Source organism: Bacillus sp. CFBP9009 (assembly GCF_036541465.1).
GTDB lineage: Bacteria > Bacillota > Bacilli > Bacillales > DSM-1321 > Peribacillus.
On sequence record NZ_JAZHFU010000015.1, the window covers coordinates 64,508 to 91,364 of the forward strand.

A 26,857-nucleotide genomic window follows, 5' to 3' on the forward strand; every position below is an offset into this window, starting at 1 on the left:
TATACTCACTCCAGTATTTTTTCTTCTGTATTCAATTCAATGACCTCTCCATCAAAAGCGTTCACGAAGAGATCCGTTTCGTCATCAATGACCACCCACCATGTTGGCACAAGTAAATGTGACACAGATGTCGTCTGCAGCGAATTGTAAAAACCTAATTTTACATTCGTGACTTTGCTTTTGGGAGCAATATCACCATTATCATACAATGCTCCAATAGCAGTTAAAGCAGATACCAATTCTTTAGGTTTGTTGAATTTTTCGATCCCCTCTAAATACATCTGTTCATAGGAGACGATTTCACCCTTCTTGTTCAGATATAAAGTGACCTTCCCCTTACTATTATTATAAAACATCTTTTTATCTGCCACTTGATAGCAGATTATGGTCTGGCTGATTTCATCATAGCTCCAAAAATGATACTCACTTCCATTTAATATATACTCCTTCAGGAATATATCCACGTCTGCAGCATTAATTTCCTCTTTCATGCCAACCGGTATCTTAAATGTACCCACTAGGTTCTTATCATCGATGATTTTTGCTTTTTGATTCTTTAGGTGCTGTATATCTTTCTTCTCGAAGGTCTTGCTTTGGGCAATCAGGAATTGATCCTTCAACTTTTGTTTCGGAAGCGGGGTTTCTATTGAAATCTCATCTTCTTTTAAAAGTTCATCCGTAAGGGGCTCCGTAAAACTTTCTAATTGGGAGTCATTAATCTTTTCCAGGAATTGATAAAGAAGAAAAATATTCAAAATGAAGAAAACCATGATGAATATCGACTTTGTATTATTCCAATCCACTTTGATCGCCTCCTTCTTCAAAAGGCACAATAAACCATTTATCGCCGATACGATAATACCAAGTGGGCTCGAGTGTAACTAGAGTCACAAGTTTGGAATCGAGGGATTTATTCAATCTATAACCAATCGAGATGTCCTCCACGCTTTTGAAATCGATATTATCTTTCGATTTCAGCTTATTCAATACTTCTATACCGCTTGGTAAAGTCTTTGGCGATCCTTCTGACGGGAGGACTGAGTCAAGTGAAAAGTACGGGCGGTCATAGCTATAAATTTCTTCTTTCCCCCAAATTTGCTCGATTTCAGTCATTCCATAATCATTGAAAGCCGGATAACCATTCACGAATAAGCGAAATACCACTCGTTGTTCATTCTCCGACATATAGGCAAAGCGGTAATTGTTATCTTCCCAACCAGCATGATCATTGATGAAATCGATGCTTTTTTGCAGAAGGTCACTAGAACTGCCAAATAACTTGCTCTTTTGTGCCGGATTGATATAAGAAATTAAGTAATTCTCTTTATTGACCGTCATAAGTCTTGTTCCATCCGTGTATTCCTCACCGACCGAAACGGATTCCTGGCGTACGAACTTCGGATAATTAAATAACGCATTTTTCAAGTTTCCAATATCCAAATAGTCAATATAATATTCAAGTCTGTTGATCTCCACTGGGTTTTCCGGAACGAACAGCGTCCTTTTGCCGTTTATCGTTTCGGCCGTGTATTCAGGGTGCTTATCGTAGGAACCCCTATAAAATGAATCCATGAAATTCCTTAGTTTTTTAGAGTCCACCATAGCTTGATAAATCTTCTCTTGATCGTAGGAAACAAAATAAACGGCAGATTCATTACCGCTGATATCCTTTTGTTTAATGATGATTCGATCAAACGAAAATTCAGGCACTTCCTTATCCGTTATATTCAATACCGTTTTATAAAGAGCGATGGGTATATCATCGGAAAATTCGATTTCAATAGACCCATCTTCATGGACAAAATCGTCAAATTTCCTTTGCAGCCTTTTTACAGATACCTCTTTTAAGCCTCTGAAACGCCATTGCGAAAATTGTTTTTCCATTTCATTCATTTCTGCCGGATTGGAAGTCTGGAAATGCTGCCCATTGCCATGGAAAAGGATACTGACTGGTTTAATGACATCACTGACAATCTGGACATCGCTTTTAATCTTTATAAATTCCGACGATTGTTCAAATGGATCATATTCAGGCTCGTAAGTCCAAATGCTCCATGTCAAAAAAATGCTTGTCCCAACCAAAATAATCAGTATGATACTTTTTGCACGTTCAAAATTCATGACCAATCATCCTCTTCTTCCTGTTCGTAAGGAAGTGTAAAGAACACGGTAGTTCCTTTTCCATCCACACTTTCCGCCCATATTTTCCCGCCATGCGCCACGACCATCTCTTTTGCAATCGCTAAACCAAGCCCTGTCCCGCCTAAGTTACGGGCCCTTGCTTTATCCACACGGTAGAAGCGGTCGAAAATTTTATCAATAACGTTTTTCGGGATACCCACTCCTTGATCTGAAATGCTCACAATGATAAAGCCATCAGATGCCCTGACGCGGAAAGTCACTTGACCCCCTTCAGGTGAGTACTTTAACGAGTTGGAGATTACATTATAGAGAACCTGGGTAATTTTATCTTCATCAATATCCACAAAATAAGCTTCCTTCGGCAAATCACGCTTAAACGTGATGTCATCATTTTTCGTCATTTCAAAACGATCGATGATGTGGTCATAGAATTTATTGAAATTCACCCAGCCTGTTTTAAGTCTGTAATCTTTACTGTCCATTTTCGAAAGCTGTAACAGATCATTAACAAGCCTGATCATTCGCTCCGTTTCATTTTGGGTCACACTTAAAAAGGATGGAGCGATTTCCTCGTCCTTCCATGCACCTTCAGCCAATGCCTCCAGGTAACTTCTCATCGTCGTTAGCGGAGTTCGCAGTTCATGTGATACATTGGCAACAAATTCCCTGCGTTCACTCTCGATTTTTTCCTGCTCTGTTATATCATGCAAAACAGTAATCAAACCATTAACGAATCCCGTTTCCTTTTGAATGACCGAAAAGTTCCCCCTCAAAATGAAAGGCCGATTTTTTTTGCTGTAATCGAGGATTACGGATTCTCGCTCTTCCAGTAAATCCTCAAATTTATATTCTTCTTCAAGACCCAAAACCTCAATGATCGGTTGATTCATGACGGTTTCACGCGAAACATTCAATAATTGTGCCGCCGGTTCATTAATCAAGTTCACCCGACCGCGTCTGTCCGTTGAAATTACGCCATCCGTCATATTGGCAAGGACAGATGATAGCTTACGCCGCTCTCCTTCTGTACTTGATTGCGACTCTTGAAGCTTTTTGGTCAAATTATTGAAAGTGACGGCAAGCTGGCCAATTTCATCATCGCCATATACCCTGACTTTTCTGGAGAAATTCCCTTTTGCCATCACCAGCGCCTGTTTTCTCATATCAGACATTGGTCTAGTGATCGTTCGTGCGAGCAGGATCCCCAAGATGGCCGTAATGACTAAGGCGATGGCCGTACCCGTCATGAAGATGCTATTGATTTCATCCATCTGCTCAAAGACATTTTCCATCTCAGCTATTACATAGACGGCGCCAATGACCTCCCCATTTGCTTCAACGGGTGTCGAAAGGACCCAGAGCCGCCTGCCTGTTTTCTTATCCCGAAATATATCATTATCTTCTTTTCCATAAATGAGCGTATTCTTGATAAGGACCTCTGTTGTCTTCTTCCCTACAATATCCTGGTTACCTGGGGCTGAAGTTCCGATCACGCGTCTGCTGCGGGTGTCGATGACACGTACTTCCGAAATATCATTCGATGAATTATCCCGGTCTTTCAATATCGTATCAATCGCTTCTTCGAGGGTTGGATCTTCCTCTCCCCTCTCTTTTTCCATTTCTTCACCAATGCTGTAGGTAAGCAGGTTAACGTGGCCTTTTATTGATTTCGTAAAGTTCCCAACAAGATTTTCTTCCAATTCCCCAACAAAATATACCCCGATTATTTGCATTGCTACGAAAATGAGCAAAACATAAATCAGAACAAATTTAAAATGGATTGAGCGAAAAAAACCAACCTTTTTCATAGAAACTACTCCTGTTCAGGGTTACGCAGGTAATAACCGACCCCTCTTCTAGTTACAATCCAGCCAGGATGGCTAGGATTGTCTTCAATCTTCTCGCGAAGACGTCTGACCGTTACATCGACCGTCCGTACATCCCCGAAATAATCATAGCCCCACACGGTTTGCAATAAGTGCTCCCTTGTCATGACCTGACCGATGTGCTTCGCTAAGTAATGAAGCAACTCAAATTCGCGATGCGTCAATTCAATCGTATCGCCCCGCTTGGATACCACATAGGCATCCGGATGGATTGTGAGCGTTCCTATCGTAATTTCCTTCGGTTCATTTTCTTGATCGGGAACCGGAACAGCTTGCTGACGTCTTAAGTTCGCCTTAACGCGGGCAATTATTTCCCGGGTACTAAATGGCTTTGTCACATAGTCGTCTGCACCAAGCTCCAATCCTAAGACCTTATCTATCTCTGAATCTTTTGCCGTTAACATGATGATCGGCGTTTCATACTTCTTCCTTACTTCCCTGCAAACTTCCATCCCATCACGCTGCGGCAGCATGATATCAAGTAAGATCAAATCAGGTTGCCGTTCTTCTACCATTTTGAGGGCTTCATTGCCATCATAAGCACAAAAAACTTCATAGCCTTCTTTTTTTAGATTGAATTGTAATATATCAGCAATTGGCTTTTCGTCATCCACTACCAGAATCTTTTTATCCATGTACTTATCTCCTTTTTAATAACTGAACTGAATCTATTAAAAACCGTGTCCTTATCCGGGACCTTATTCACTTTTCCTTCTGCTTGCACCAATCTTCGCAACCTAGTTCAGCAAACTTACATATATATACCCAATAAAAGGGGCTGAACACCGGAAATGAAAGCAAATTGTCTCTATTCTACTTTATCATTTTATAGGCATTAAATCACCTTTTTCCTATTATTCTCATCTATGTATGAAGCAGAAGAAGTCTTCGAATATTTTTCGAAGACTTCCACCGGTTACTGACTTATAAAGTTTAGCGGATTAACGAGAGACCCATTTTTATATATTTCAAAATGGAGGTGGACACCAGTCGAGTGTCCTGTTGAACCCATCATGCCGATTTTCATGCCTTTTTCAATCTTTTGTCCTGCTTTTACATCTATTGAATCCAAATGGGCATACACTGTCTTATACCCGTTATTATGATTGATCGTTATCTTATTTCCATATCCTCCGGAGTTTCCGGCAGTTTCGATTATTCCATGATCTGCTGCCGTTATGGTCCTGGTGGTTGGCCGGGCAATATCAATACCTTTATGAAGTTTCCCCCAGCGCTGGCCCTGCTTACTGGAAATATAGCCGCCATCTGCAGGCCATGAATATGTACCGCTTCCCTGTGAAGGAATGACCTTGGTGCCTTTTCTGGTGATTTCTGTTTTGGCTTTTTCCGTGACTTCTTTTTTTACGATCGTTTCACTGATTTTCTTTCCGTTTGTTTCAGATACATTATAGGTGAACGCAAGAATCCCCTCATTCCCTATTTGATCAGTAATGATCTCGCCCTTAAGGAGTTCGTCATCCTCCTTCACTTTCTTTTGAAAAGGAATTCTCTCTTCCTTAAATACTTCTCTTTCTACCATTACGTTCACATAGGGGGTACGCTGGGTCACATAGAGACGCTCGCCCTCTTTAACATCTTTGTTCTCATCCTGTCCCGGATTCAGCTCCAGCAGTTGATCCAGGTCCATATCATGCCTAGTGGCAATGGCTTCAAGATCTTCATCTTCCTTAGCCTCATAGATCGTCGTTTCTTCCTTTCCTTCTTCTATCATGGAAAGGGTTTCATCGACGCTCTTGATTTCGTCTGGATATACCATTGTCTTTATAGACGTAACCGGAAGTGAAAATTCGATGTCCAGAATTCTGCTTCCTGCCTCTTTTAACGGATCCGCATCTTTTTCACTTTCTTTTTTACCTGATTCGTATTCAGCGTATTCCTCTTCATCCACATATAATAAAGTGATTTTCTCCAGAACGTCCTCGGCATCTTCCTTTGACGCAACATAAGCGACCGCCTGATTATCTATGTCGATTTCATACGCCTCTGCCTTCACATTCAACTGATCTTGAATTTCCTTTACAGCCTGATCCTCTTTTACCTCTTCATCGAATACCTCTTCAGGTACAAAAGTCAGCTGTTTCTCCTTATCGAATGTAAAGTCAGGATAATCTTCCTGTGCTTTTTCTACTTTATCTGCTACGATCTTTTCGATTTCCGTTTCATCCGTGACACTTCCGACGAACTCATCGTTATGATAAACATGCTGTATGGTTGCAGTTTCCGATAGCCCAGCAGCAGTTGCCCGATTTCCTGCAAGCACTAGAATGACGGAAACCATCAACAGGATGATCCCCTTACCTTTTGAGCTAAACATATATTGTCCTCCTTAACGGCTCAGTCACCAATTAAGAAACTAATCAAATTTATTTTGAGTTTTATTAGTCCATTTTAAATATCACATGCTCATGACTGATTGCTATAATGATTTTTATCACTCATAACTCTACCATATTAAGAAAAAAAACAAGAAACAGACTTCATAATGTAATAGAACTGTATAAATGGTGACAACATGTACCAATAAATATGGTAATGGGAAAGGTTCAATAAACTGCGGAAAAAGGGGTGGACTTAAGCCCAGCAAGGCTAAAAGCGAGTTATATGCCGAATTGGTCTAAATTGGAATGTTACAAATCGTTAACAATCTATTAACAGTATTTCATACTTAATACATCTGAATGCAAAACAAAAAAACGCCCTAAAGGAAAGGCGTTTATAAAAGGATGGCTCAGGACGGAATCGAACCGCCGACACAAGGATTTTCAGTCCTTTGCTCTACCGACTGAGCTACTGAGCCAAATATTCTATTTTAGTATAAAAATAAAATGGCGGTCCCGACGGGAATCGAACCCGCGATCTCCTGCGTGACAGGCAGGCATGTTAACCGCTACACCACGGGACCAGTAAAGCATTTATATAAAGAAGTGACCCATACGGGATTCGAACCCGTGTTACCGCCGTGAAAGGGCGGTGTCTTAACCGCTTGACCAATGGGCCGGAAAAAATGGTGAGCCATGAAGGATTCGAACCTTCGACCCTCTGATTAAAAGTCAGATGCTCTACCAACTGAGCTAATGGCTCGTTCTAATGAAATGTTTCTTTGCATGATGTGAACTTAACATCTGCTGCTTGTTAATGGCTTGTTCTATTGTGACGACGCTTTTGATAATATCATGGTTAGTATAGTTTAGGCAATAGTTTTTTGAAATAAAATTATTTTTTTCTTATCTATTTCATTTTCCCTACAGTTTAATCCATTCATTCGGTATCCCGGACCTCCCGAACGTGACAGATGATGCATAGAACTTAATAATGAAAGAAGAGCCGGCAAAAAAAGCCAGCTCCTTTTTCATGAATTACGCTAGACGCCAAGGGCTTCTCACGACATTAGTTTGGTTACGGTCAGGACCGACCGAGAAAGTGGTCAAAGGAATGCCTACCAATTGAGATACGCGCTCTACATAGTGGCGAGCGTTCTCTGGAAGCTCATCCAATGATTTGCAGCCTGTGATGTCTTCTGACCAGCCTGGCAGCTCTTCATAGACTGGCTTACATTCGCCAATCGCTTTCAAAGTCGCTGGAACCTCATGAATGATCTCGCCTTTGTAGTCATAAGCCACACAAATTTTGACCGTATCAAGACCTGATAATACGTCAATCGAGTTCAATGATAAATCGGTAATCCCGCTGACACGGCGAGCATGGCGAACGACAACAGCGTCAAACCAGCCTACACGGCGCGGTCTGCCTGTAGTTGTACCATATTCCCGGCCAATTTCACGGATTTGGTTACCGACTTCATCATGTAATTCTGTAGGGAAAGGACCATCGCCCACACGGCTTGTATATGCTTTACATACTCCAACCACATGGTTGATTTTCGTAGGACCTACACCAGAACCGATCGTAACCCCACCTGCAACCGGGTTAGATGAAGTAACGAATGGGTATGTTCCTTGATCGATATCAAGCATAACACCTTGTGCCCCTTCGAATAATACGCGTTTTCCTTCATCAAGTGCGTCATTCAATACGACGGATGTATCACAAACATATTTCTGCACTTGTTGTCCGTACTCATAGTATTCTTCCAAGATATCTTCGATTTTGAAACCTTCCGTTTCATAGAAACGTTCGAACATACGGTTTTTTTCGACAAGATTTTGAGACAATTTTTCCTCAAAAATTTCACGGTCCAAAAGGTCTGCCATGCGGATTCCGTTACGAGCAGCTTTGTCCATATATGCAGGGCCGATACCCTTTTTAGTCGTTCCAATTTTGTTGGCGCCTTTACGGTCTTCTTCGACTTCATCCAATTTGATATGGTAAGGAAGAATGACATGTGCACGGTTCGAGATACGAAGATTATCCGTACTCACCCCATGGCTATGTAAGTAAGCAAGCTCCTCTACAAGAGCTTTTGGATCAACCACCATACCATTTCCAATGACACAAATCTTATCACTATAAAAAATCCCTGACGGAATTAAATGCAGTTTATAGGTAACGCCGTTAAATTTTATTGTATGCCCTGCATTATTCCCACCTTGATAACGAGCGATGGCTTCCGCATTCTGGGATAGAAAATCTGTTATTTTACCTTTACCTTCGTCTCCCCATTGTGTACCGACTACTACAACTGATGACATCTGAATAAAGCACCTCCAAAGGTTCACGTAATACCGATCATTAACCGGTTCTTATCAAACAAACCTATTTTATCAATAATCCAAACTGGAAGTCAATACAAAATCCGAACAATACACTTTTCAAAAAAATCTTTGTTCGTAAATATGAGAAATTTCTTTCCGGTTTTTTTGGATTGTCAAACATTATTGTACCCTCTGATTTCTTTTTCTATTATCATAACGGCCTTTCTTTTCCCCGAAACAGAGAAAGCCCGCCATTGCATGAATGGCAGGCAGTTCCCTATGCGCCGGGAGACATCGAATCATCATCGAAGCGGCGTTCAAGGTTAACGAATTTATTATATTCTTTCACGAATGCAAGCGAAACCGTGCCTACTGGACCATTACGCTGTTTCGCTATAATGATTTCAATGATATTTTTGTTCTCGGATTCTTTATCATAATAATCATCACGGTATAAGAATGCGACGATATCAGCATCTTGCTCGATACTCCCGGATTCCCGGATATCAGACATCATCGGGCGCTTATCCTGACGCTGCTCCACTCCCCGCGATAGCTGGGAAAGGGCGATGACGGGCACTTTAAGTTCACGAGCGAGCGCTTTGAGTGAACGTGAAATCTCGGATACCTCTTGCTGACGGTTGTCGCCTGAACGACCATCGCCTTGAATTAACTGCAGGTAATCGATCAATATCATGCCAAGGCCATGTTCCTGCTTCAAACGACGGCATTTTGAACGGATTTCACCAATCCTCACACCTGGCGTATCATCGATATAAATGCCGGCATTCGACAAGCTTCCCATCGCCATCGTCAGTTTACGCCAATCCTCATCAGTTAAGGAACCTGTCCGTAAATTCTGAGCGTTGATATTCCCTTCAGCACAGAGCATACGCATAACGAGCTGCTCTGCACCCATTTCAAGACTGAAAATCGCTACATTCTCCTCCGTTTTGGTCGCAACGTTTTGAGCGATATTCAATGCAAAAGCGGTTTTACCAACCGAAGGACGGGCACCCACTATAATGAGGTCATTACGTTGGAACCCTGCTGTCATTCGATCCAGTTCAGCAAACCCTGTCGGTATTCCCGTGACATCCCCTTTACGGGTAGTCAAAACTTCTATGTTATCGTACGTCGCTACCAATACATCTTTAATATTTTGAAAAGACCCGGAATTTTTACGCTGGGCCACTTCCATGATCGTTTTTTCTGCTTCCCCGAGCAGCTCCTCGACCTCGTCCTCGCGACTGTAGCCTTCCTGAGCGATGTTGGTCGCTGTCCTGATCAAACGACGCAGCAATGACTTCTCCTCGACGATGCGGGCATAATATTCAATATTGGCCGCGGTAGGTACCGATCCGGCCAATTCACTTAAATAAGAAACACCGCCAACTTCTTCAAGGTTTTTTGTCGCAGCCAGTTCCTCTGTCACCGTAATCAAATCGACAGCTTTTCCTTCGTCATTCAATTTAAGCATCACATTAAAAATCTTTTGATGAGAGCTTCTGTAAAAGTCTTCCGGAATCAAAACTTCCGATGTAACGGTCAATGAAGAGGGCTCTAGAAAAATGGCTCCCAGTACAGCCTGTTCGGCTTCTATATTTTGAGGGGGAATCCTATCCTGAAATTGTTCTATCATATCTTAAAACCTCCCAATCTAAGAGGATACCTTTTATATGTTTCTAGTAAAAAAGAAAAAAGTGAAAGGACAACATGCCCAATCACATTTTTCGTCTATCTCTATTTTATCAATTTTTCACAGATATGAAACAGCTAAAATTAGTTAATTTCTTTCACATGCACAGTCAGTGTCGCAGTGACCTCAGGATGAAGCTTGACTGGAAGCTTTGTATGCCCTAAAGAACGGATGCCGTCAGCAAGCTCCATTTTACGTTTATCTATCTTGATACCGTGTTTTTTCTGAAGCTCCGAGGCAATTTGTTTAGTCGTGATTGAACCGAACAAACGCCCGCCCTCACCGGCTTTGGCTGATAGTTCAACCGTTAACTTCTCCAGCTGCACTTTCAATTCTTCAGCTTGCTGCAGCTCTTCTGCTGCAAGTGATTCTTCTTTATTTTTCTGGGCTTCCAAAGTTTTTACATTTGAATTATTTGCTTCAACCGCCAATCCTTGTTTAAGCAGGAAATTATGTGCATAACCATCTGCAACATTTTTAACTTCCCCTTTTTTCCCTTTACCTTTTACGTCTTTAAGAAATATCACTTTCATTCTTTATGTCCCCCTTCTAAATATTCATCAATAGCTGCTTTCAATCGACTTTCGGCTTCATTAATGGAGCATACCTGCTGAGTGGCTGCATTTGTTAGATGTCCGCCTCCATTCAACATTTCCATGATCACCTGTACATTGATATCACCGAGAGAGCGCGCACTTATGCCAACTGTATCATCAGATCGCTTAGCCATTACAAAGGAAGCGACAACGCCATCCATGGTCAATAGGGTGTCCGCAGCCTGAGCAATGAGCACCTGATTATGAACCTGATCGGTTTTTGCCGCTGCAATGGCAATTCCCTTTTTATAAAAGATGACTTCTTCAATGAGCTTCGAACGTTTGATATAGGTGTCCACGTCTTCTTTTAAGAATTTCTGGACAAGTACCGTATCAGCTCCATGCGCCCTTAGATAAGAGGCGGCATCGAAAGTGCGTGAACCCGTTCTCAAGGTGAAGCTTTTCGTATCGACGATGATACCCGCAAGAAGCGCCGTCGACTCCAGCATATCAATCTTTGAGCGTTTCGGCTGATATTCAAGCAGTTCGGTCACAAGTTCTGCCGTTGAAGATGCATATGGCTCCATATAGACGAGCAATGAGTTCTTGATGAACTCCTCACCCCGGCGATGATGATCGATGACCACAACCTTATCGATCCTATTCAATAACCGCTCTTCAATTACCATGGAAGGTTTATGCGTATCAACCACAACCAGCAACGTCTCATCCGTAATCATTTCAAATGCATCATCAGGTGTTATGAACCGGGCATACAGCTCTTCTTTATTTTTGATCTCTTCCATTAAACGAAGGACGCTGCTATCGAGCTGCTGGGTGTTGATGACAATATAGCCTTCACGTTCATTCATTTGGGCAACCTTCAAGATGCCGATCGCTGAACCGATTGCGTCCATATCCGGGTTTTTATGGCCCATGACAATGACTTTATCGCTATCAAGTACTATATCCTTCAATGCATGCGAAATAACACGGGCACGGACCCTCGTGCGTTTTTCCATCGGATTGGTTTTGCCGCCATAGAATTTCACTTTTCCATTCGCTTGCTTTATGGCTACCTGATCGCCGCCACGTCCTAAAGCGAGATCCAAGCTGGACTGTGCAAGCGTACCTAGTTCCGGCAAGGATGACACCGCCGAGCCGACACCGATGCTCAAGGTCAATGGTACATTTTGCTTGGCCGTCGTTTCCCTGATTTCATCCAAAATCGAGAATTTCCCCTTTTCAAGCTGCTGAAGGATATGCTCATTAAAGACTGCGATGAATCGTTCCGAGGAAACCCGTTTAAAGAAAACGCCATTATCCCTTGCCCATTTATCAAGAAGTGAGGTAACCAAGCTATTAATGCTGCTTTTACGCTGATCATCCATACCCTGGGTCAAATCATCATAGTTATCAAGAAGAATGATCGCAATTGCCGTTCGCTCATCTTCATATAATTTCTCGATTTCCACTTGCTCCGTCACATCAAAAAAGTAAAGAAGCCTTTCATCACGCTTATGGACCACCTTGAATTTCCGATCGTGGAGCGTAAGTGTCTCTGTCTCGATCTCTTGCTTGATTAACGGTACTATCGAGTCCGCAACATCGTATAGCGATCTTCCTGCCAAGGAATCTTCACTAAAACAAGAAGCCAGGAATGGATTGGTCCATTCAATGTAATAATCCTCATTAAAGAGCATGATCCCAATCGGCATTTCCAATAACGCTTCTTCGCCTACCTTCTTTAAACGGTAAGATAAAGTCGTTATATACTCTTCTGTCTTCCGTTGCTTTTTTTCTACCATTCTTAATGTTAAATAAAATAAACCAGCAAGAATCAATAATCCAACAAGTGCAATAACCCAATTATAATAAGCCAGGACGCCCAAAAGTAAAACGACCGCGGCGAGCACCCCATATATTGGGGACTTAATCGAGTATTCTTTCAAATAAGATGGCATAGTTTCAGCTCCTAAAAGCATCTGTTTTACAAAAAAGTCTTCTATTCCTTTTTCTTGATTGTCTCCCTAAATGGAAAGCCTAAATCTATTATACCTAAAAATCGGACGGCCGTCGTAATAATCGGAATTGGCAGAAGCAAAGAAAAAACCACGATTAAAACAGGTATGGCCTTAACCCATGACTTAACATGAGCGATATAGAATATCAGGGAATATCCTTGTAATAATATGAAGAACTGCAGTATGAAAAATAGGTTCGTTATGGCCATATATACAAAACTGTTCTTGTCCGTATTCACAAAAAGAGCAAGAAGCATCGTAATTAAATAATACCATAAAAGGCTTTTCGGGAGTCGCAGATCTCGAAAATGGGGCCATTTTAACGCCTTATCACTGAATCTCTTCACAATGGGGTGCGCCGCAAAGAAAATCAATAAAACCATGATGACGGACATCAAGACGAACAAACTTGGCATCAGCGTGTTCATCATATCGATTGATTCATACATCTGCTTTTTGACTTGTTCCGTCGGTGCCTGTCCAAAAGAATCCATGATGCCGATTGTATTTTCAATGGACCCCTCAAGAATGTTCATCGATTCTTCTATGTAATTTACATCCGTTATCAAAACTGAAGCTGCATACATTAATAAAATGCCCCCCAGAAAGACAAGGACTGCGCTTATGAACATTGGTGCCATCGGTTTATCCTTTTTCAAAAAATAGCCGATAGCAATTCCCGTTGCCCCCATGAGCAAGGTTAGCGGAACAGACAATATCGTCCCGATGAGGATCGACAATAACGAGGCTACAAATAAGTAACCAAGGCTCCACGATAACTTTTGTTTGATTGTGACCAGTATGAATGGAATGGGTAAAAAGAAAGTAGTGAAAATACCCAATAGTGGGATTTGAATGGTGATGAACAATAAAATGCAATATAGTGCCAGAAGTGCTCCGCCCTCGGCAATTCGTCTCCCGCTATTCATCTTTATTTCACCCCCTGTTATTATTGATGTCTTATCTCCATCTTTATATTGTATCCGTTACGGCCAGGATATTTCAAACATCTCAGTCTTTTTTAGGATATGATTATTTTTCCTGAGGAAAGCGCCCGGATAACTTCCTTCTGAAATAAAAAAAAACCGCAATTCAGCAGTTTTCAGGCATAAGTGATAACTTATAAAAAAGGCACATTAAGGATAACTCCTCAATGTGCCAATTTATTATTCACCAGATACGTATGGTAGTAATGCCATAGTACGTGAGCGTTTAATAGCAATCGTTAATTTACGTTGATATTTAGCGCTTGTGCCAGTTACACGACGTGGTAAAATTTTACCGCGTTCTGAGACGAATTTTTTAAGAAGATCTGTATCTTTGTAATCAATTTTAGTGATTCCGTTAGATGTGAAATAACAAACCTTTTTACGCTTACCGCGTCCTTTACGTCCACCCATTGCCATAATATATTTCCCTCCCTGCTTTTTTGAATTTTCATTTTAAACGGCTGTTTAAAACGGAAGATCATCATCTGAAATGTCGATTGTTTTACCGTCATTAGCAAATGGATCATCATCTACACGAGTGTAGTTGTTATTGCTCCGTTGATTCTGATTAGGATTTTGTCCATACGAATTGTTGTCATTTCCGTTATTGCCATAACTTCTTTGACCTCCACCGTAAGAACCGCCTTCATTTCTTTCACCCGCTGAACTGCTTCGTGGTTCAAGGAATTGAACGCTCTCAGCCAGAATCTCCGTCACATATACGCGTTTGCCGTCTTGTCCTTCATAATTACGTGTTTGGACACGTCCATCCACGCCAGCTAAACTGCCCTTTTTCAAGAAGTTAGCTACATTTTCTGCAGGTTTACGCCAAACTACACAGTTAATGAAATCCGCTTCACGTTCACCCTGCTGATTCGTAAAACTACGGTTCACAGCTAAAGTAAAGGTAGCTACGGGAACCCCATTAGGTGTATATCGTAATTCAGGATCTTTAGTTAAGCGTCCTACCAAAACTACGCGATTCATCATCAGAATCAACCCCTAGGTTTCAAGCTTGTTTCATGTGAAACAAGATTAGAATTTATATTAAATATTGAATTAAACTTCTTCTCTAGTAGCCATGTGGCGAATAATGTCTTCACTGATTTTAGCAAGACGATCGAATTCTTGAATCGCAGCACTTTCAGCGTTAACTTTAAGAAGCATGTAGTAACCATCACGGAAATCATTGATTTCATATGCAAGACGGCGTTTACCCCATTCTTTTGCTTCTACTTCCGCACCATTATCAGAAAGGATTGTGTTGAAACGTTCAACTAAAGCTTTTTTAGCTTCTTCCTCAATGTTTGGACGGATGATATACATAATTTCGTATTTTCTCATCACTGTCACCTCCTTTTGGTCTAAGCGGCCCAATTGGGCAAGGAGCAATTATTTATAATTACTCACAAGATAAAATTATAGCATAGTTAAAGAGGCTTTGCAACGAACGGTTCGACTTATTACAATTAATTGTAATCTAATGATTCAAGTCGCAAAAAAGACCCTACATATGGAACGGTAGGGTCTTTGAATCTTAAACGTTAAAACGGAAATGGATAACATCGCCATCGTTAACGATGTATTCTTTTCCTTCCAAACGGACTTTACCCGCTTCTTTTGCGGCACCATGACTGCCCGCTTCAAGTAAATCGGTATAAGAAACCGTTTCGGCACGGATGAAACCACGTTCGAAGTCCGTGTGAATGACGCCGGCACATTGAGGGGCTTTCATTCCTTTGCGGAATGTCCAAGCACGCACTTCCTGTACACCAGCTGTAAAGTATGTTGCCAATCCAAGCAGATTATAAGAAGCACGGATCAACTGATCAAGACCTGACTCCTCAATGCCAAGTTCAGATAGGAACATTTCCTTTTCTTCACCTTCAAGCTCTGCAATTTCTTCTTCGATTTTGGCACAAATCACGATTACTTCGGCATTTTCCTTCGCAGCATATTCACGAACTTGCTGTACATATTCATTATCGTCAGCATTCGCCACTTCATCTTCGCTCACGTTCGCTACGTAAAGCGTCGGCTTCGCTGTAAGTAAATGCATGCCCTTCACGATTTTTTGCTGCTCTTCAGTAAACTCAACGGAACGTGCAGGCTTTTCATCTTCCAAAGCTTCTTTTAAAGCCACAAGGATTTCATGTTCTGCAACAGCGGCTTTATCTTTTTGCTTGGCCATTTTTCCGACACGGTCGATGCGTTTGACAACAGATTCCAAATCGGCAAGGATCAATTCAAGGTTGATGACTTCAATATCATCGATTGGATTTACTTTTCCGGAAACATGGGTAATGTTATCGTCTGCAAAGCAACGGACGACTTGACAAATGGCATCCACTTGACGGATGTGGGAAAGGAATTTATTACCCAATCCTTCTCCTTTACTTGCTCCTTTTACAATCCCGGCGATATCCGTGAATTCAAATGCTGTCGGAACCGTCTTTTTCGGTTTAACTAATTCAGTCAATTTTTGCAGACGGTGATCTGGCACTTCCACGATCCCGACATTAGGGTCGATCGTACAGAAAGGATAGTTGGCAGATTCCGCACCTGCCTGAGTAATTGCATTAAATAAAGTGGATTTACCTACGTTAGGCAAACCGACTATACCAGCTGTTAAAGCCATTTATATTTCACTCCTTCAAGATGATTCGTACATATGGGAAAAGAACCGATCTTCTATAAAGACCATCCAATTACCTAAACCTTTCCCAATTATAGATTTCGCTTCCTAAAAAGACAAGTAAATCATGAGAAACGCAGGACTACTTTCACTCCCAAAAAAAAAGCATGATCACTCCTCATGCTTTTGCAGAACTTTTTTCATTTTCTTTGCGAATTCACGTCGGGGCAGCATCACGCTATGACCGCACCCTTCACATTTTATCCGGATATCCATACCGAGCCGTATAATTCTCCACTTATTCACTCCACACGGATGTGGTTTCTTCATTTCCACAATATCCTTAAGTGCAAATTCCTTTTCTTCCATAACCATGAGCCCCCTAACTCCTATGACTCGCTGCCATTGTACGTAGATTTAATCCCACTTGAATCAAGCGCAGCACTTATTTCATTTCTTAATATCCTGCTGATTTCGATGTGATGCATCGGCTTTGTTTCCGCTTTAACCCGAAAGACGATTTCTTCAGGACTGATTTTTTCAATTCCCAAAAATTCTGGTGCTTTGACCAAGGCTTCATATTTGCCTTCCATACTGTTTAAAAGATCAATCAGCACCTTCTCGGCACGCTCGACCGATCCATCGTTAGGTATGGTCACATCCACAACAGCCATACTGTTTAAAATGGAATAATTCGTGACCTGGATGATGCTGCCGTTGGGTATGAAGTGCAATTCACCTGCACTGCTTTTGATTTTTGTTGTACGAAGCCCGATTTCAATGACTTCCCCTTCAAAAGTATTGATTTTAATATAATCCCCAACCGAGAAATGATCTTCAAAAATAACGAAAAATCCGGTAATTATATCCTTGACCAGACTTTGAGCACCAAACCCAATCGCCAAACCGAGAACACCAGCACCAGCGAGTAATGGCATCACATGAAGTCCAAAAATCTCCAGAATCATCAACAAGGCAATGAAATTGATGACATAAGTAATGATATTTTCCAGCAATTTAATGAGTGTCGCTTCCCTGCGCTCCGATACCCGAATTGGACTTCTTAAACGAGCTTTGAAAAATTTATTCAGAATAGTCTTTCCTATTGTAATAATAATACGCGATAACAACAGAACAAGGAAGATTTTAATAATGCCCTCGCCCATCAGCAGCCATATCTTTTCATCCAATATCTCTTTTGTAACGCTATCATAAATGCGATCCATATTTTCCTCCTGCCTAATGCAAATAACTGCAAAACTATTATATCTTATATATGATTTCTCCCATATAGACGTATTCCTCTACCCTTCATGCATGGAGATAACCATGAATTAGAGAGATTTTCTCTATTTTATCAATAAATAATGGTTTCTGTACAAAAAAATTATGGGTATATAGGTAAAAGAATTAGAAGTTTTTTCCCAAATATTCAAGTAATTATTTACTAGAAAGTATAAATGAAAGCAATTGGTAGAGGAAGCACGTCGATTCATATCCCCTTCACCTGTTTGCATGTTCTACAAAAAATTCCCTCATCCATTATGTTAAATACCGTATATTTTCCCCTTTTTATCCGTATACTGTAATACCAAATAAAGTAAAGGAGTTGAGCCGATGAATCTGAATTCTAGTCTATTTAATAATAATAAAAATAGATTGAGTCGCATCCTGCATGAAGATACGGATGCATCCAAACAAATTTCCCAGGAATTGATCAACCTCCTACCTACCGGAAAGCTTCAACCAATCGTCATCGTCTGTATAGGCACAGACCGTTCCACAGGCGATTCACTCGGACCACTTGTCGGCACTCTGCTTAGTGAAAAAGCTGAAAACAGTTCTTCTTCATTCCATGTTTATGGTACTCTGGATGATCCTATACATGCGATGAATTTACAGGAAAAATTAAATGAAATCAAAAAGATGCATACCAATCCATTTATAGTCGGAATCGATGCTTGCTTAGGGAAAATGAAAAGCGTCGGCATAGTTCAAATCGGCCAGGGACCAGTGAAGCCAGGTGCTGGGGTCAATAAAGATCTTCCTTCCGTTGGAAATGCCCATATTACAGGAATCGTGAATGTAAGTGGATTCATGGAGTTCATGGTCTTGCAGAACACTCGTCTTAATCTTGTGCTAAAAATGGCCAAAACCATTGCCGAGGGGATTCATGAAGCACAAAATCATTATCCAATAAAACCTACCATCACTCCTTTCACATGGTCATTCAAGCAAGAAAAAACCCTTTGATCGATTTTTGCTTATGATAAAAAAGAAGGAAGGGGTCATCCCCTTCCTTCTTTTTTATACATAATACATGAAAGTAACCAGAATGGCGGTGATCATTATGCCTGGAAGCAAATTCGCCACCCTTATTTTGGTGACACCGATAATATTCAAACCAATTGCCAAAATCATGACTCCCCCAGTTGCCGTCATTTCCAATATGAAGGAATCCATTAAAGCAGTTGGGATCATCGTATTGATCTGCCTTGAAAAAATCGCCATTAACCCCTCATAAAGAATGATCGGAAATGCTGAAAAAAGTACACCTATGCCGAGCGTGCTGGCAAGGACCAATGCTGTAAATCCATCGATGATCGCTTTTGTTATCAAAACGTCATGATCATTCCGGATACCGCTATCCAGGGCACCGATAATGGCCATCGCCCCAATGCCAAATATGAGCGTAGCCGTAACAAACCCCTGAGATATCGAAGTTCCTTCCTTCGCTTTCATCCTGCGTTCAAGCCAATTGCCTAAAGAATTAAGCCTAGCCTCAAGATTCATCCATTCACCAAGGACAGCCCCTCCGACAATACTTAAAATGACAACAAGGAAATTATCGCTTTTAAACCCCATCTGCAAACCTAAGACCATGACAGCCAAACCGATGCCGTTCATGACCGTTTCTTTTATCTTTTCAGGTATATGTTGTAAAAACCTTCCTAAAATCGAACCGATTAAAATGCAGGCACCATTCACCAAGGCCCCTAATAATACCATCTCATCCACCTAATTTTCTGCATAAGTCGTCACGATCTTTTCATAAAGGCGATCTAAGAGGAAAGGTTCTCTTGATCGATCAAGTTCAAAATTCTCTCTAAATCTTCTTTTGAAAAGAATTCTATTTCTATTTTTCCTTTTTTCTTGCTTTGTTTTATCGTTACGCTCGTTCCTAGTCTTTCACGCAGACTTGTCTCCCGTTGCTTTATGAATATATCTTTTTTCTCTTGTTTCTTAGGTTTGGTTTCACGTGAAACGGTATCATTCAATTGATGTATATATTGCTCTAGCTGTCTGACATTCATACCTTCTTTGAGGATTTTATCCACTACCGGCTTAAGCAACTCTTTTTTCTTTAAACCTAGCAATGCCCGTCCATGCCCCATGGAAATTTCCCCGTCGGAGATATATCTCCTAATCCCTTCAGGCAAAGAAAGTAATCTAACATGGTTTGCTATATGGGGCCGGCTTTTACCCAGCCGATTGGCCAACTGCTCCTGGGTGAATTCCAATTTTTCCAGAAGTGTTTGGTAAGCGACGGCTTCCTCTATCGGATTCAAATCCTCCCGTTGCAGGTTTTCCAAAATCGCCAGTTCCATCATCTGCTGTTCGCTCAATTTCCTCACAACGACCGGAACTGTCTTTAAACCAGCTTCCTTGGCAGCACGGTAACGCCTTTCCCCAGCCACGATTTCATATCCCTTAATGCTTTCCCGGGCAATAATCGGCTGTAATATCCCGTGTTCCATGATGGATTGCTTTAATTCCTCTATAGCTTCAAGCCGAAAGCTCTTTCGGGGCTGATAAGGATTTGGCCTTAATTCCCTTACTTTGATTTCGCGCACGATTTCATCTTTACTGATCTCCCCACTGTTGAAAAGTGCGTTTAGTCCTTTGCCAAGTCCTTTAGCCATTTGATACCACTTCCTTTGCCAGTTCTAGATAGACCTCCGCCCCACGTGACTTTGGATCATATATAATTATCGGTTCTCCATGGCTCGGTGCTTCACTCAAACGGACATTGCGGGGAATGATGGTTTGATAGACTTTATCCTGAAAGTATTTTTTTACTTCTTCTATGACCTGGAGACCTAGATTTGTTCTTGCATCCAACATCGTCAAGAGCACACCCTCGATTTTCAAATCATGGTTCAAATGCTTTTGGACGAGGCGGACCGTATTCAACAGCTGACTCAAACCTTCCAATGCATAATATTCACATTGTACCGGAATCAAAACTGCATCAGCGGCCGTTAAAGCATTAAGCGTAAGCAAACCCAATGATGGAGGGCAGTCAATCACAATGTAATCATATTGGCTTTGCACCTCTTCTAACGCCCTTTTTAATCGGACTTCCCTTGAGATGGTTGGAACAAGTTCAATTTCTGCACCTGCAAGTTGAATTGTCGCAGGTATGGCATATAGGTTTTCTACCTTTGTTTCCATGATAACGGTACTGGCCTCGACATCATCAACCAATACATCATAAATACATTGTTCCACATCTGCTTTGTCGATACCTGCACCGCTTGTCGCATTTCCCTGCGGGTCAATATCGACCATTAAGACTTTCTGTCCTATATATGCAAGACAAGCACTTAGACTGACAGAAGTTGTCGTTTTTCCAACACCGCCCTTTTGATTGGCAATGGCGAGAATCTTCCCCACGAATTCACCTGCTTTCAACTATCTTCATCACGCTATATCTATTGATTTGTACCGTAAATCCATTTATTTCTTTCTATTTTATCATGAATGTTACTGGAAGAAATCGTTTTCTGAAATTCCTCTTAAAATTTCAAATACACCTAAAAGCATTAATAACCCGGGGAAAGTTGAATGTTTTCAAGGCGGAAAATGCCAGTTTTGGAGAGAAAATAAAAAAGCTTGGTAATCGAAGACTACCAAGCGGGCTAAGGATAGGGAATCAAGTTTTTTTCTTGGGTATTTTAATCGTGAACTGATAATACTCCTCGAATTCTTCTTCCTCTGCATCCAAATTTATTCCATTGTCTGTAACCATATTGAGTGATTGGCGTATGGTATTCACGGCAATCCTCATGTCTTTACTAAACGCTTTTCGTTTAGGTTTCGGCTTCTGCACAGTACCCGTCAGGAGCTTGACGACCTGCTCTTCGGTCTGCTTGACGTTCAACCCTTTTTCGATGATTTCCACAAGCAGTTTAAGCTGCTTTTCAGGACTCTTTAACGGTATCAACGAGCGGGCATGGCGTTCCGTAATTTGCTTTTGAAGAAGTGCATCCTGAACCTCCTGTGGCAGCTTAAGCAGCCGAAGCTTATTCGCCACGGTAGATTGACCTATTCCCAGTCTTTGTGCCAGAGCTTCTTGGGTTAAACTATGCAGCTCCAATAGTTTTCCGTAAGCCAAAGCTTCTTCAATCGGTGTCAGTTCTTCACGCTGAAGGTTTTCTATCAGCGCGACGGAAGCCGTTTCTGTATCGGTGAAATCCTTGATTATAGCAGGTGCCAATTCCCAGCCAAGCTTTTGCATGGCCCGGAAACGACGCTCACCTGCAATGATTTCATATTTTCCCTGACCATAAGCCCTTACTACAATTGGTTGAATGATCCCATGAGTATGAATCGTTTGAGCCAATTCAGCAATTTTATCGTCATTAAAAACGGTCCTTGGTTGAAATCGATTAGGCACAATATCAGAAATGGAAATTTTTCTTATCTCTTCATTATTATTGCTAGGTGTCTCCATCTCTAGTTGCTCTTCTTCTTTTTCGCCAAACCCAAAGAACCGCGAAAAAGGATGCTTCATCTTCCTACACCACCTTTTAAAACTCCCAAATAACATATTCTCTATTTAAAGGACAAGTCCTGCATACATTTCCCGACATGGTTATACATATGGCCCTTCACTGTAAAAAACATGTCGACTGGCGCCATCAAGGCAATAATGAGGAATGGAAGGCCAATTATTATAAATATCGGCCGGCATGCCCTAGACTATTTCCCTGAATCAGCCAGCACAGGGCACACGTTTTAACATGTACCTAAATGCCTTCTTGTTGGCAAATGCAGTATTGAGTGTAAATAATAAGTTCATACATTTATAGTAAAAGAAAATAAGGGCAAGTACCAGCCATATATCTGAATCATCTGCGCTTACTATGAAAACATACTCCTCTTGCAAAGATTATTCAATAGGCTGTTTATTTGGTGTCCCTGGTTTTCTCGGGTATTTTTTAGGAGTCTTCTTCACTTTTTTTACAGTAATGATGTTTCTTTCACTATTTTCCTCTGGCAATGTGAAAGGATGAATTTCTTTGATTTCTCCGCCTAACGTAAAAATGGCCTTCTTCCCAGTGTCCATTTCATCTTGTGCACTAGCCGCTTTCATGGCAATGAATGTCCCATCCGGTTTAACAAGCGGCAAACATAGTTCACTTAAAACAGACATCCTGGCTACCGCCCTTGCCATGACAATATCATAGGATTCGCGATGCTCCGGTTTTTGGGCGAAGGTTTCAGCCCGGTCATGATAGAAGGAAACTCCCTTTAATTGCAAGGAATCCGCAAGGTGATTCAAAAAAGAAATTCGCTTATTCAAGGAATCCACAATCGAGACGTGGATATCAGGGAAACAAATCTTCAATGGAATACTCGGAAATCCAGCTCCAGCCCCAACATCGCAAATTCGATATGATTTATTAAAGTCAAAATAGAAGGCTGCACTGATTGAATCATAAAAATGCTTCAGATAAACTTCTTCTTTATCAGTGATGGCTGTTAAGTTCATCTTTTCGTTCCATTCCACCAATAATCGATAATAAGTGTCAAACTGATCAAGCTGTTGAGGAGAAAGCTCGATTCCTTTCTCCAGCAGTGCTTGTTGGAACTGTTCAATATTCATGTCTGCTTCAATCCTTTTCGGGTATTTCCATTACTGAGATACTCTGGCGATCTTACCTTGTTCCAAATAAACAAGCAAAATGGAAACATCAGCGGGATTCACACCTGAAATTCTTGAAGCCTGAGCTACTGATAGCGGGTGGACCTGCTTTAATTTTTGACGTGCTTCCGTTGCAAGACCAGAAATTGCATCATAATCGATATTCTCTGGAATCTTTTTATTCTCCATTTTTTTCAGGCGATCGACTTGCTGCAAGGATTTTTCGATATATCCTTCATACTTGATCTGGATTTCGACCTGTTCCGTCACTTCATCGCTCAGTTCGACATCACTTGGCGCCAACTTCTGAATGTGGGAATAATCCATTTCAGGCCGTTTCAATAAATCGGAGGCACGGATTCCATCCTTCAACTCACTGCCGCCGCTTGCAGTAATGACTTCTTGAACCTCTTTGGTCGGTTTGATGAAGTTTGATTTCAGTCGTTCCTTTTCCATTTCAACCGCTTCTTTTTTCATAAGGAAACGATTGTAGCGTTCTTCTTTGATCATCCCGATATTGAATCCAATTTCCGTTAAGCGTAAATCGGCATTATCATGACGCAATAATAAACGGTATTCTGCACGTGAAGTCAGCAAACGGTATGGTTCATTCGTACCTTTCGTCACAAGGTCATCAATGAGAACACCAATATAGGCATCCGAACGGCTTAAAATCAGTTCTTCTTTACCCATTGCATTCAATCCTGCATTAATACCGGCCATCAACCCTTGTCCTGCTGCTTCCTCGTAGCCGGATGTCCCGTTAATTTGGCCTGCAGTATACAGATTTTTGATTTTCTTCGTTTCAAGTGTGGGCCATAGCTGCGTAGGAACGATAGCATCATATTCAATTGCATATCCAGCACGCATCATTTCCGCCTTTTCAAGTCCTGGAATTGTTTGCAGGATTTTCACTTGTACATCTTCAGGCAGACTGGTGGATAAACCTTGCACATAAACTTCCTTTGTATTGCGGCCTTCAGGTTCCAGGAAGATTTGATGCCGTGGTTTATCATTAAAACGAACGACTTTATCTTCTATCGATGGACAATAACGCGGTCCGGTTCCTTTTATCATTCCGGAATACATTGGCGAACGGTGCAGATTTTCATCAATGAGCTGATGTGTCCCCTCATTCGTGTACGTTAACCAGCATGGCAATTGATCCGTTATGAACTTTGTCGTTTCATAAGAAAATGCTCGTGGCACTTCATCGCCAGGCTGAATTTCCGTTTTGCTGTAATCTATGGAAGAGCTATTCACACGTGGCGGCGTTCCTGTTTTAAAACGGACCAAGTCAAATCCTAACTGCTCTAAATGCTCAGAAAGCCTGATGGAAGGCTGCTGATTATTTGGGCCGCTTGAATATTTCAGTTCCCCTAAAATGATTTCACCGCGTAAATATGTTCCCGTCGTGATTACGACAGTTTTCGCACGGTAAACCGCGCCTGTTTTAGTGATGACACCTGTACATACGTCGTTTTCAACAATTAATTCCTCTACCATTCCTTGAATCAATGTCAAATTTTCTTGGTCTTCTATCGTCTTTTTCATTTCTTGCTGATAAAGAAATTTATCTGCCTGCGCCCGCAGCGCACGAACAGCCGGACCTTTTGCCGTATTGAGCATCCTCATTTGAATATGGGTCTTGTCGATATTTCTTCCCATTTCACCGCCTAAAGCGTCAATTTCCCTAACGACTATCCCTTTTGCCGGCCCGCCAACGGAGGGATTGCATGGCATAAAGGCGACCATATCCAAGTTAATGGTGATCATCAACGTTTTAGCTCCTACTCTCGCAGCTGCAAGGCCTGCCTCACTGCCAGCATGACCGGCACCAATAACAATGACATCATAGCTACCTGCTTCGTATTGCATATCCTTTTCCTCCTTTTACGCTTATTTTCCTAAACAAAATTGAGAGAACAATTGGTTGATCAAATTATCCTGAACGCTTTCGCCAATGATTTCTCCAAGTAGCTCCCAGGCTTTCGTGAAATCGATTTGAACCAAATCAACCGGCGTACACATTTCAATAGCATCGATTGCATCTTCGATAGACTGTAATGCCTGTCCCAGCAAAGCTATATGCCTGGCATTGGAAACATACGTCAGGTCTCCCGTTTCTAAAGAACCTTCAAAAAATAAAGAAGCGATGGCTTCTTCCAATTCATCGACCCCTCGATCCTCCAGTAATGAAGTGGAAACAACTTTATGGGATGCCGCCTTTTCCTTAACCTTTGCCATATCGATTTTTTGTGGAAGGTCGGTTTTATTGATGATAACGATAACATCCATTCCCTCAACCGCTTGAAACAGTTTCTCATCTTCGGCAGTGAAATCATCCGAATAGTTCAATACAAGCAATATTAAATCGGCCTCTTTTAATACTGCACGAGACCGTTCAACTCCAATTCGTTCAACGATATCTTCCGTTTCGCGAATTCCTGCTGTATCGACAAGTTTAAGCGGTACACCGCGAACATTGACATACTCTTCAATTACGTCACGTGTTGTACCTGGAATATCAGTGACAATCGCTTTATTTTCATGAACTAAGCTGTTAAGCAAAGAAGATTTTCCGACATTAGGGCGCCCTATGATAACGGTCGCAAGCCCATCCCTAAGTATCTTACCCTGTTGGGCCGTGTGAAGCAGCTTCTCTATTTCATTCTTCACATAACTGCCCTTTTCCAAAAATAAACGATGCGTCATTTCTTCGACATCATCATATTCCGGATAATCTATATTAACCTCGACTTGAGCGAGGGTCTGTAAAATTTCTTGACGCAGGTTTTGGATTAATTTCGAAAGCCGGCCTTCCATTTGACCTAATGCAACATTCATCGCTTTATCCGTTTTAGCGCGGATTAAATCCATAACGGCCTCAGCTTGAGAAAGATCGATCCTGCCATTCAAAAAAGCCCGTTTCGTAAATTCGCCAGGTTCCGCTAAACGAGCACCTTGTGAGAGAATGAGCTGCAATACCCGATTGACCGAAACGATTCCACCGTGACAATTTATTTCAACTACATCTTCCCTTGTAAATGTCTTTGGACCCATCATGACCGAAACCATGACTTCCTCTATGATTTCACCTGTTTTAGGCTGGATAAGGTGGCCATAATGAATCGTGTGTGATTTCACATCAAGCAATCCTTTTCCACCTGGTCCTTTAAAGATCCTGTCGGCTATTTCTATGGCCTCATCACCGCTGATTCTAACGATGGCGATTGCCCCTTCCCCTAAGGGAGTAGAGATAGCGGTGATTGTATCGAATTCCATGCTTTCACCTCTTATATATTGATGTTTCTATTTTTTTTGATAATAAAATCGTCGAAT

24 protein-coding genes and 4 tRNA genes are annotated in these 26,857 nt (G+C 41.4%); 1 reads left to right on the forward strand and 27 read right to left on the reverse strand.

Annotated features, from left to right (window positions below; all coding sequences use genetic code 11):
* Window positions 1-5: 5 nt before the first annotated feature.
* From V3595_RS23520 to V3595_RS23615, 20 genes are all read right to left on the reverse strand, one after another.
* The gene (locus V3595_RS23520; RefSeq protein ID WP_485910030.1) at window positions 6-803 is read right to left on the reverse strand and encodes a two-component system regulatory protein YycI; all 798 of its coding nucleotides are present in this window, start codon (window positions 801-803) and stop codon (window positions 6-8) included.
* Entirely contained in the window at window positions 790-2,121 is a 1,332-nt protein-coding gene (locus V3595_RS23525) for a YycH family regulatory protein (protein ID WP_485910032.1), read from the reverse strand. The genes V3595_RS23520 and V3595_RS23525 overlap by 14 nt, the downstream gene beginning before the upstream one ends.
* Window positions 2,118-3,950, reverse strand: a complete 1,833-nt coding sequence (gene walK, locus V3595_RS23530) for a cell wall metabolism sensor histidine kinase WalK (RefSeq protein WP_485910034.1) — start codon at window positions 3,948-3,950, stop codon at window positions 2,118-2,120. The genes V3595_RS23525 and walK overlap by 4 nt, the downstream gene beginning before the upstream one ends.
* Before the next feature lie 5 nt (window positions 3,951-3,955).
* A complete protein-coding gene (gene yycF / locus V3595_RS23535) occupies window positions 3,956-4,663 on the reverse strand; it encodes a response regulator YycF (RefSeq protein WP_034316131.1) in 708 nt (235 codons plus the stop codon).
* 281 nt (window positions 4,664-4,944) lie between these two features.
* Entirely contained in the window at window positions 4,945-6,363 is a 1,419-nt protein-coding gene (locus V3595_RS23540) for a peptidoglycan DD-metalloendopeptidase family protein (protein ID WP_485910036.1), read from the reverse strand.
* A 410-nt stretch (window positions 6,364-6,773) separates the two neighbouring features.
* Window positions 6,774-6,846: transfer RNA gene (locus V3595_RS23545), tRNA-Phe, on the reverse strand.
* 29 nt (window positions 6,847-6,875) lie between these two features.
* Window positions 6,876-6,951: transfer RNA gene (locus V3595_RS23550), tRNA-Asp, on the reverse strand.
* A 23-nt stretch (window positions 6,952-6,974) separates the two neighbouring features.
* Window positions 6,975-7,046, reverse strand: a tRNA-Glu gene (locus V3595_RS23555).
* Window positions 7,047-7,054: 8 nt separating this feature from the next.
* Window positions 7,055-7,130 (reverse strand) — tRNA-Lys (locus V3595_RS23560).
* Between the two features lie 275 nt (window positions 7,131-7,405).
* Window positions 7,406-8,698 carry an adenylosuccinate synthase gene (locus V3595_RS23565; protein WP_076368493.1) on the reverse strand — a complete coding sequence of 431 codons (1,293 nt, stop codon included), beginning with the start codon at window positions 8,696-8,698 and terminating at the stop codon, window positions 7,406-7,408.
* Window positions 8,699-8,978: 280 nt separating this feature from the next.
* On the reverse strand, window positions 8,979-10,343 hold the full coding sequence (dnaB, locus tag V3595_RS23570) for a replicative DNA helicase (protein WP_063234298.1): 1,365 nt from the start codon (window positions 10,341-10,343) through the stop codon (window positions 8,979-8,981).
* A 140-nt stretch (window positions 10,344-10,483) separates the two neighbouring features.
* A complete protein-coding gene (gene rplI / locus V3595_RS23575) occupies window positions 10,484-10,933 on the reverse strand; it encodes a 50S ribosomal protein L9 (RefSeq protein WP_101223970.1) in 450 nt (149 codons plus the stop codon).
* Entirely contained in the window at window positions 10,930-12,900 is a 1,971-nt protein-coding gene (locus V3595_RS23580; RefSeq protein ID WP_485910038.1) for a DHH family phosphoesterase, read from the reverse strand. The genes rplI and V3595_RS23580 overlap by 4 nt, the downstream gene beginning before the upstream one ends.
* 41 nt (window positions 12,901-12,941) lie before the next feature.
* Window positions 12,942-13,889: a YybS family protein gene (locus tag V3595_RS23585; RefSeq protein WP_485910040.1), complete on the reverse strand. Its 948-nt coding sequence runs from the start codon at window positions 13,887-13,889 to the stop codon at window positions 12,942-12,944.
* A gap of 237 nt (window positions 13,890-14,126) precedes the next feature.
* A complete protein-coding gene (gene rpsR, locus V3595_RS23590) occupies window positions 14,127-14,366 on the reverse strand; it encodes a 30S ribosomal protein S18 (protein WP_053348323.1) in 240 nt (79 codons plus the stop codon).
* Between the two features lie 48 nt (window positions 14,367-14,414).
* On the reverse strand, window positions 14,415-14,939 hold the full coding sequence (gene ssb / locus V3595_RS23595) for a single-stranded DNA-binding protein (protein WP_057278276.1): 525 nt from the start codon (window positions 14,937-14,939) through the stop codon (window positions 14,415-14,417).
* Window positions 14,940-15,008: 69 nt separating this feature from the next.
* On the reverse strand, window positions 15,009-15,293 hold the full coding sequence (gene rpsF, locus V3595_RS23600) for a 30S ribosomal protein S6 (protein WP_034316153.1): 285 nt from the start codon (window positions 15,291-15,293) through the stop codon (window positions 15,009-15,011).
* 193 nt (window positions 15,294-15,486) lie between these two features.
* Window positions 15,487-16,587, reverse strand: a complete 1,101-nt coding sequence (gene ychF, locus V3595_RS23605) for a redox-regulated ATPase YchF (RefSeq protein WP_034316156.1) — start codon at window positions 16,585-16,587, stop codon at window positions 15,487-15,489.
* A 168-nt stretch (window positions 16,588-16,755) separates the two neighbouring features.
* Window positions 16,756-16,953 (reverse strand): DUF951 domain-containing protein, encoded by a 198-nt coding sequence (locus V3595_RS23610; protein WP_034316158.1) that lies wholly within the window; start codon window positions 16,951-16,953, stop codon window positions 16,756-16,758.
* A gap of 20 nt (window positions 16,954-16,973) precedes the next feature.
* Complete coding sequence (locus V3595_RS23615; RefSeq protein WP_485910042.1) at window positions 16,974-17,810, reverse strand: mechanosensitive ion channel family protein; 837 nt, start codon at window positions 17,808-17,810, stop codon at window positions 16,974-16,976.
* 391 nt (window positions 17,811-18,201) lie between these two features.
* Here V3595_RS23615 and yyaC point away from each other — a divergent pair, with 391 nt between their 5' ends.
* Window positions 18,202-18,837, forward strand: a complete 636-nt coding sequence (gene yyaC / locus V3595_RS23620) for a spore protease YyaC (protein WP_101223973.1) — start codon at window positions 18,202-18,204, stop codon at window positions 18,835-18,837.
* Window positions 18,838-18,891: 54 nt separating this feature from the next.
* On the opposite strand, the gene V3595_RS23625 is transcribed toward yyaC, so the two are convergent.
* The 7 genes from V3595_RS23625 to mnmE all read right to left on the reverse strand — a co-directional run bounded on the left by V3595_RS23625 (window position 18,892) and on the right by mnmE (window position 26,800).
* Window positions 18,892-19,593, reverse strand: a complete 702-nt coding sequence (locus V3595_RS23625) for a DUF554 domain-containing protein (RefSeq protein ID WP_485910043.1) — start codon at window positions 19,591-19,593, stop codon at window positions 18,892-18,894.
* A 53-nt stretch (window positions 19,594-19,646) separates the two neighbouring features.
* Window positions 19,647-20,507, reverse strand: coding sequence for a ParB/RepB/Spo0J family partition protein (locus V3595_RS23630; protein WP_485910045.1), 861 nt, complete (start codon window positions 20,505-20,507; stop codon window positions 19,647-19,649).
* Window positions 20,500-21,261 (reverse strand): ParA family protein, encoded by a 762-nt coding sequence (locus V3595_RS23635; protein WP_034316249.1) that lies wholly within the window; start codon window positions 21,259-21,261, stop codon window positions 20,500-20,502. The genes V3595_RS23630 and V3595_RS23635 overlap by 8 nt, the downstream gene beginning before the upstream one ends.
* A 259-nt stretch (window positions 21,262-21,520) precedes the next feature.
* A complete protein-coding gene (gene noc / locus V3595_RS23640) occupies window positions 21,521-22,381 on the reverse strand; it encodes a nucleoid occlusion protein (RefSeq protein WP_101223976.1) in 861 nt (286 codons plus the stop codon).
* 378 nt (window positions 22,382-22,759) lie between these two features.
* The gene (gene rsmG, locus V3595_RS23645) at window positions 22,760-23,476 is read right to left on the reverse strand and encodes a 16S rRNA (guanine(527)-N(7))-methyltransferase RsmG (protein ID WP_485910047.1); all 717 of its coding nucleotides are present in this window, start codon (window positions 23,474-23,476) and stop codon (window positions 22,760-22,762) included.
* A gap of 30 nt (window positions 23,477-23,506) precedes the next feature.
* Window positions 23,507-25,393, reverse strand: coding sequence for a tRNA uridine-5-carboxymethylaminomethyl(34) synthesis enzyme MnmG (gene mnmG, locus V3595_RS23650; protein ID WP_350300819.1), 1,887 nt, complete (start codon window positions 25,391-25,393; stop codon window positions 23,507-23,509).
* A gap of 21 nt (window positions 25,394-25,414) precedes the next feature.
* A complete protein-coding gene (gene mnmE / locus V3595_RS23655) occupies window positions 25,415-26,800 on the reverse strand; it encodes a tRNA uridine-5-carboxymethylaminomethyl(34) synthesis GTPase MnmE (protein WP_485910049.1) in 1,386 nt (461 codons plus the stop codon).
* Window positions 26,801-26,857: the final 57 nt, after the last annotated feature.

Coding starts and splice junctions, on each gene's coding strand:
- V3595_RS23525 (WP_485910032.1), bottom strand. CDS start 2,121: ATGAATTTTGAACGTGCAAAAAGTATCATACTGATTATTTTGGTTGGG.
- walK (WP_485910034.1), bottom strand. CDS start 3,950: ATGAAAAAGGTTGGTTTTTTTCGCTCAATCCATTTTAAATTTGTTCTG.
- yycF (WP_034316131.1), bottom strand. CDS start 4,663: ATGGATAAAAAGATTCTGGTAGTGGATGACGAAAAGCCAATTGCTGAT.
- V3595_RS23540 (WP_485910036.1), bottom strand. CDS start 6,363: ATGTTTAGCTCAAAAGGTAAGGGGATCATCCTGTTGATGGTTTCCGTC.
- V3595_RS23565 (WP_076368493.1), bottom strand. CDS start 8,698: ATGTCATCAGTTGTAGTAGTCGGTACACAATGGGGAGACGAAGGTAAA.
- dnaB (WP_063234298.1), bottom strand. CDS start 10,343: ATGATAGAACAATTTCAGGATAGGATTCCCCCTCAAAATATAGAAGCC.
- rplI (WP_101223970.1), bottom strand. CDS start 10,933: ATGAAAGTGATATTTCTTAAAGACGTAAAAGGTAAAGGGAAAAAAGGG.
- V3595_RS23580 (WP_485910038.1), bottom strand. CDS start 12,900: ATGCCATCTTATTTGAAAGAATACTCGATTAAGTCCCCAATATATGGG.
- V3595_RS23585 (WP_485910040.1), bottom strand. CDS start 13,889: ATGAATAGCGGGAGACGAATTGCCGAGGGCGGAGCACTTCTGGCACTA.
- rpsR (WP_053348323.1), bottom strand. CDS start 14,366: ATGGCAATGGGTGGACGTAAAGGACGCGGTAAGCGTAAAAAGGTTTGT.
- ssb (WP_057278276.1), bottom strand. CDS start 14,939: ATGATGAATCGCGTAGTTTTGGTAGGACGCTTAACTAAAGATCCTGAA.
- rpsF (WP_034316153.1), bottom strand. CDS start 15,293: ATGAGAAAATACGAAATTATGTATATCATCCGTCCAAACATTGAGGAA.
- ychF (WP_034316156.1), bottom strand. CDS start 16,587: ATGGCTTTAACAGCTGGTATAGTCGGTTTGCCTAACGTAGGTAAATCC.
- V3595_RS23610 (WP_034316158.1), bottom strand. CDS start 16,953: ATGGAAGAAAAGGAATTTGCACTTAAGGATATTGTGGAAATGAAGAAA.
- V3595_RS23615 (WP_485910042.1), bottom strand. CDS start 17,810: ATGGATCGCATTTATGATAGCGTTACAAAAGAGATATTGGATGAAAAG.
- yyaC (WP_101223973.1), top strand. CDS start 18,202: ATGAATCTGAATTCTAGTCTATTTAATAATAATAAAAATAGATTGAGT.
- V3595_RS23625 (WP_485910043.1), bottom strand. CDS start 19,593: ATGGTATTATTAGGGGCCTTGGTGAATGGTGCCTGCATTTTAATCGGT.
- V3595_RS23630 (WP_485910045.1), bottom strand. CDS start 20,507: ATGGCTAAAGGACTTGGCAAAGGACTAAACGCACTTTTCAACAGTGGG.
- noc (WP_101223976.1), bottom strand. CDS start 22,381: ATGAAGCATCCTTTTTCGCGGTTCTTTGGGTTTGGCGAAAAAGAAGAA.
- rsmG (WP_485910047.1), bottom strand. CDS start 23,476: ATGAATATTGAACAGTTCCAACAAGCACTGCTGGAGAAAGGAATCGAG.
- mnmG (WP_350300819.1), bottom strand. CDS start 25,393: ATGCAATACGAAGCAGGTAGCTATGATGTCATTGTTATTGGTGCCGGT.
- mnmE (WP_485910049.1), bottom strand. CDS start 26,800: ATGGAATTCGATACAATCACCGCTATCTCTACTCCCTTAGGGGAAGGG.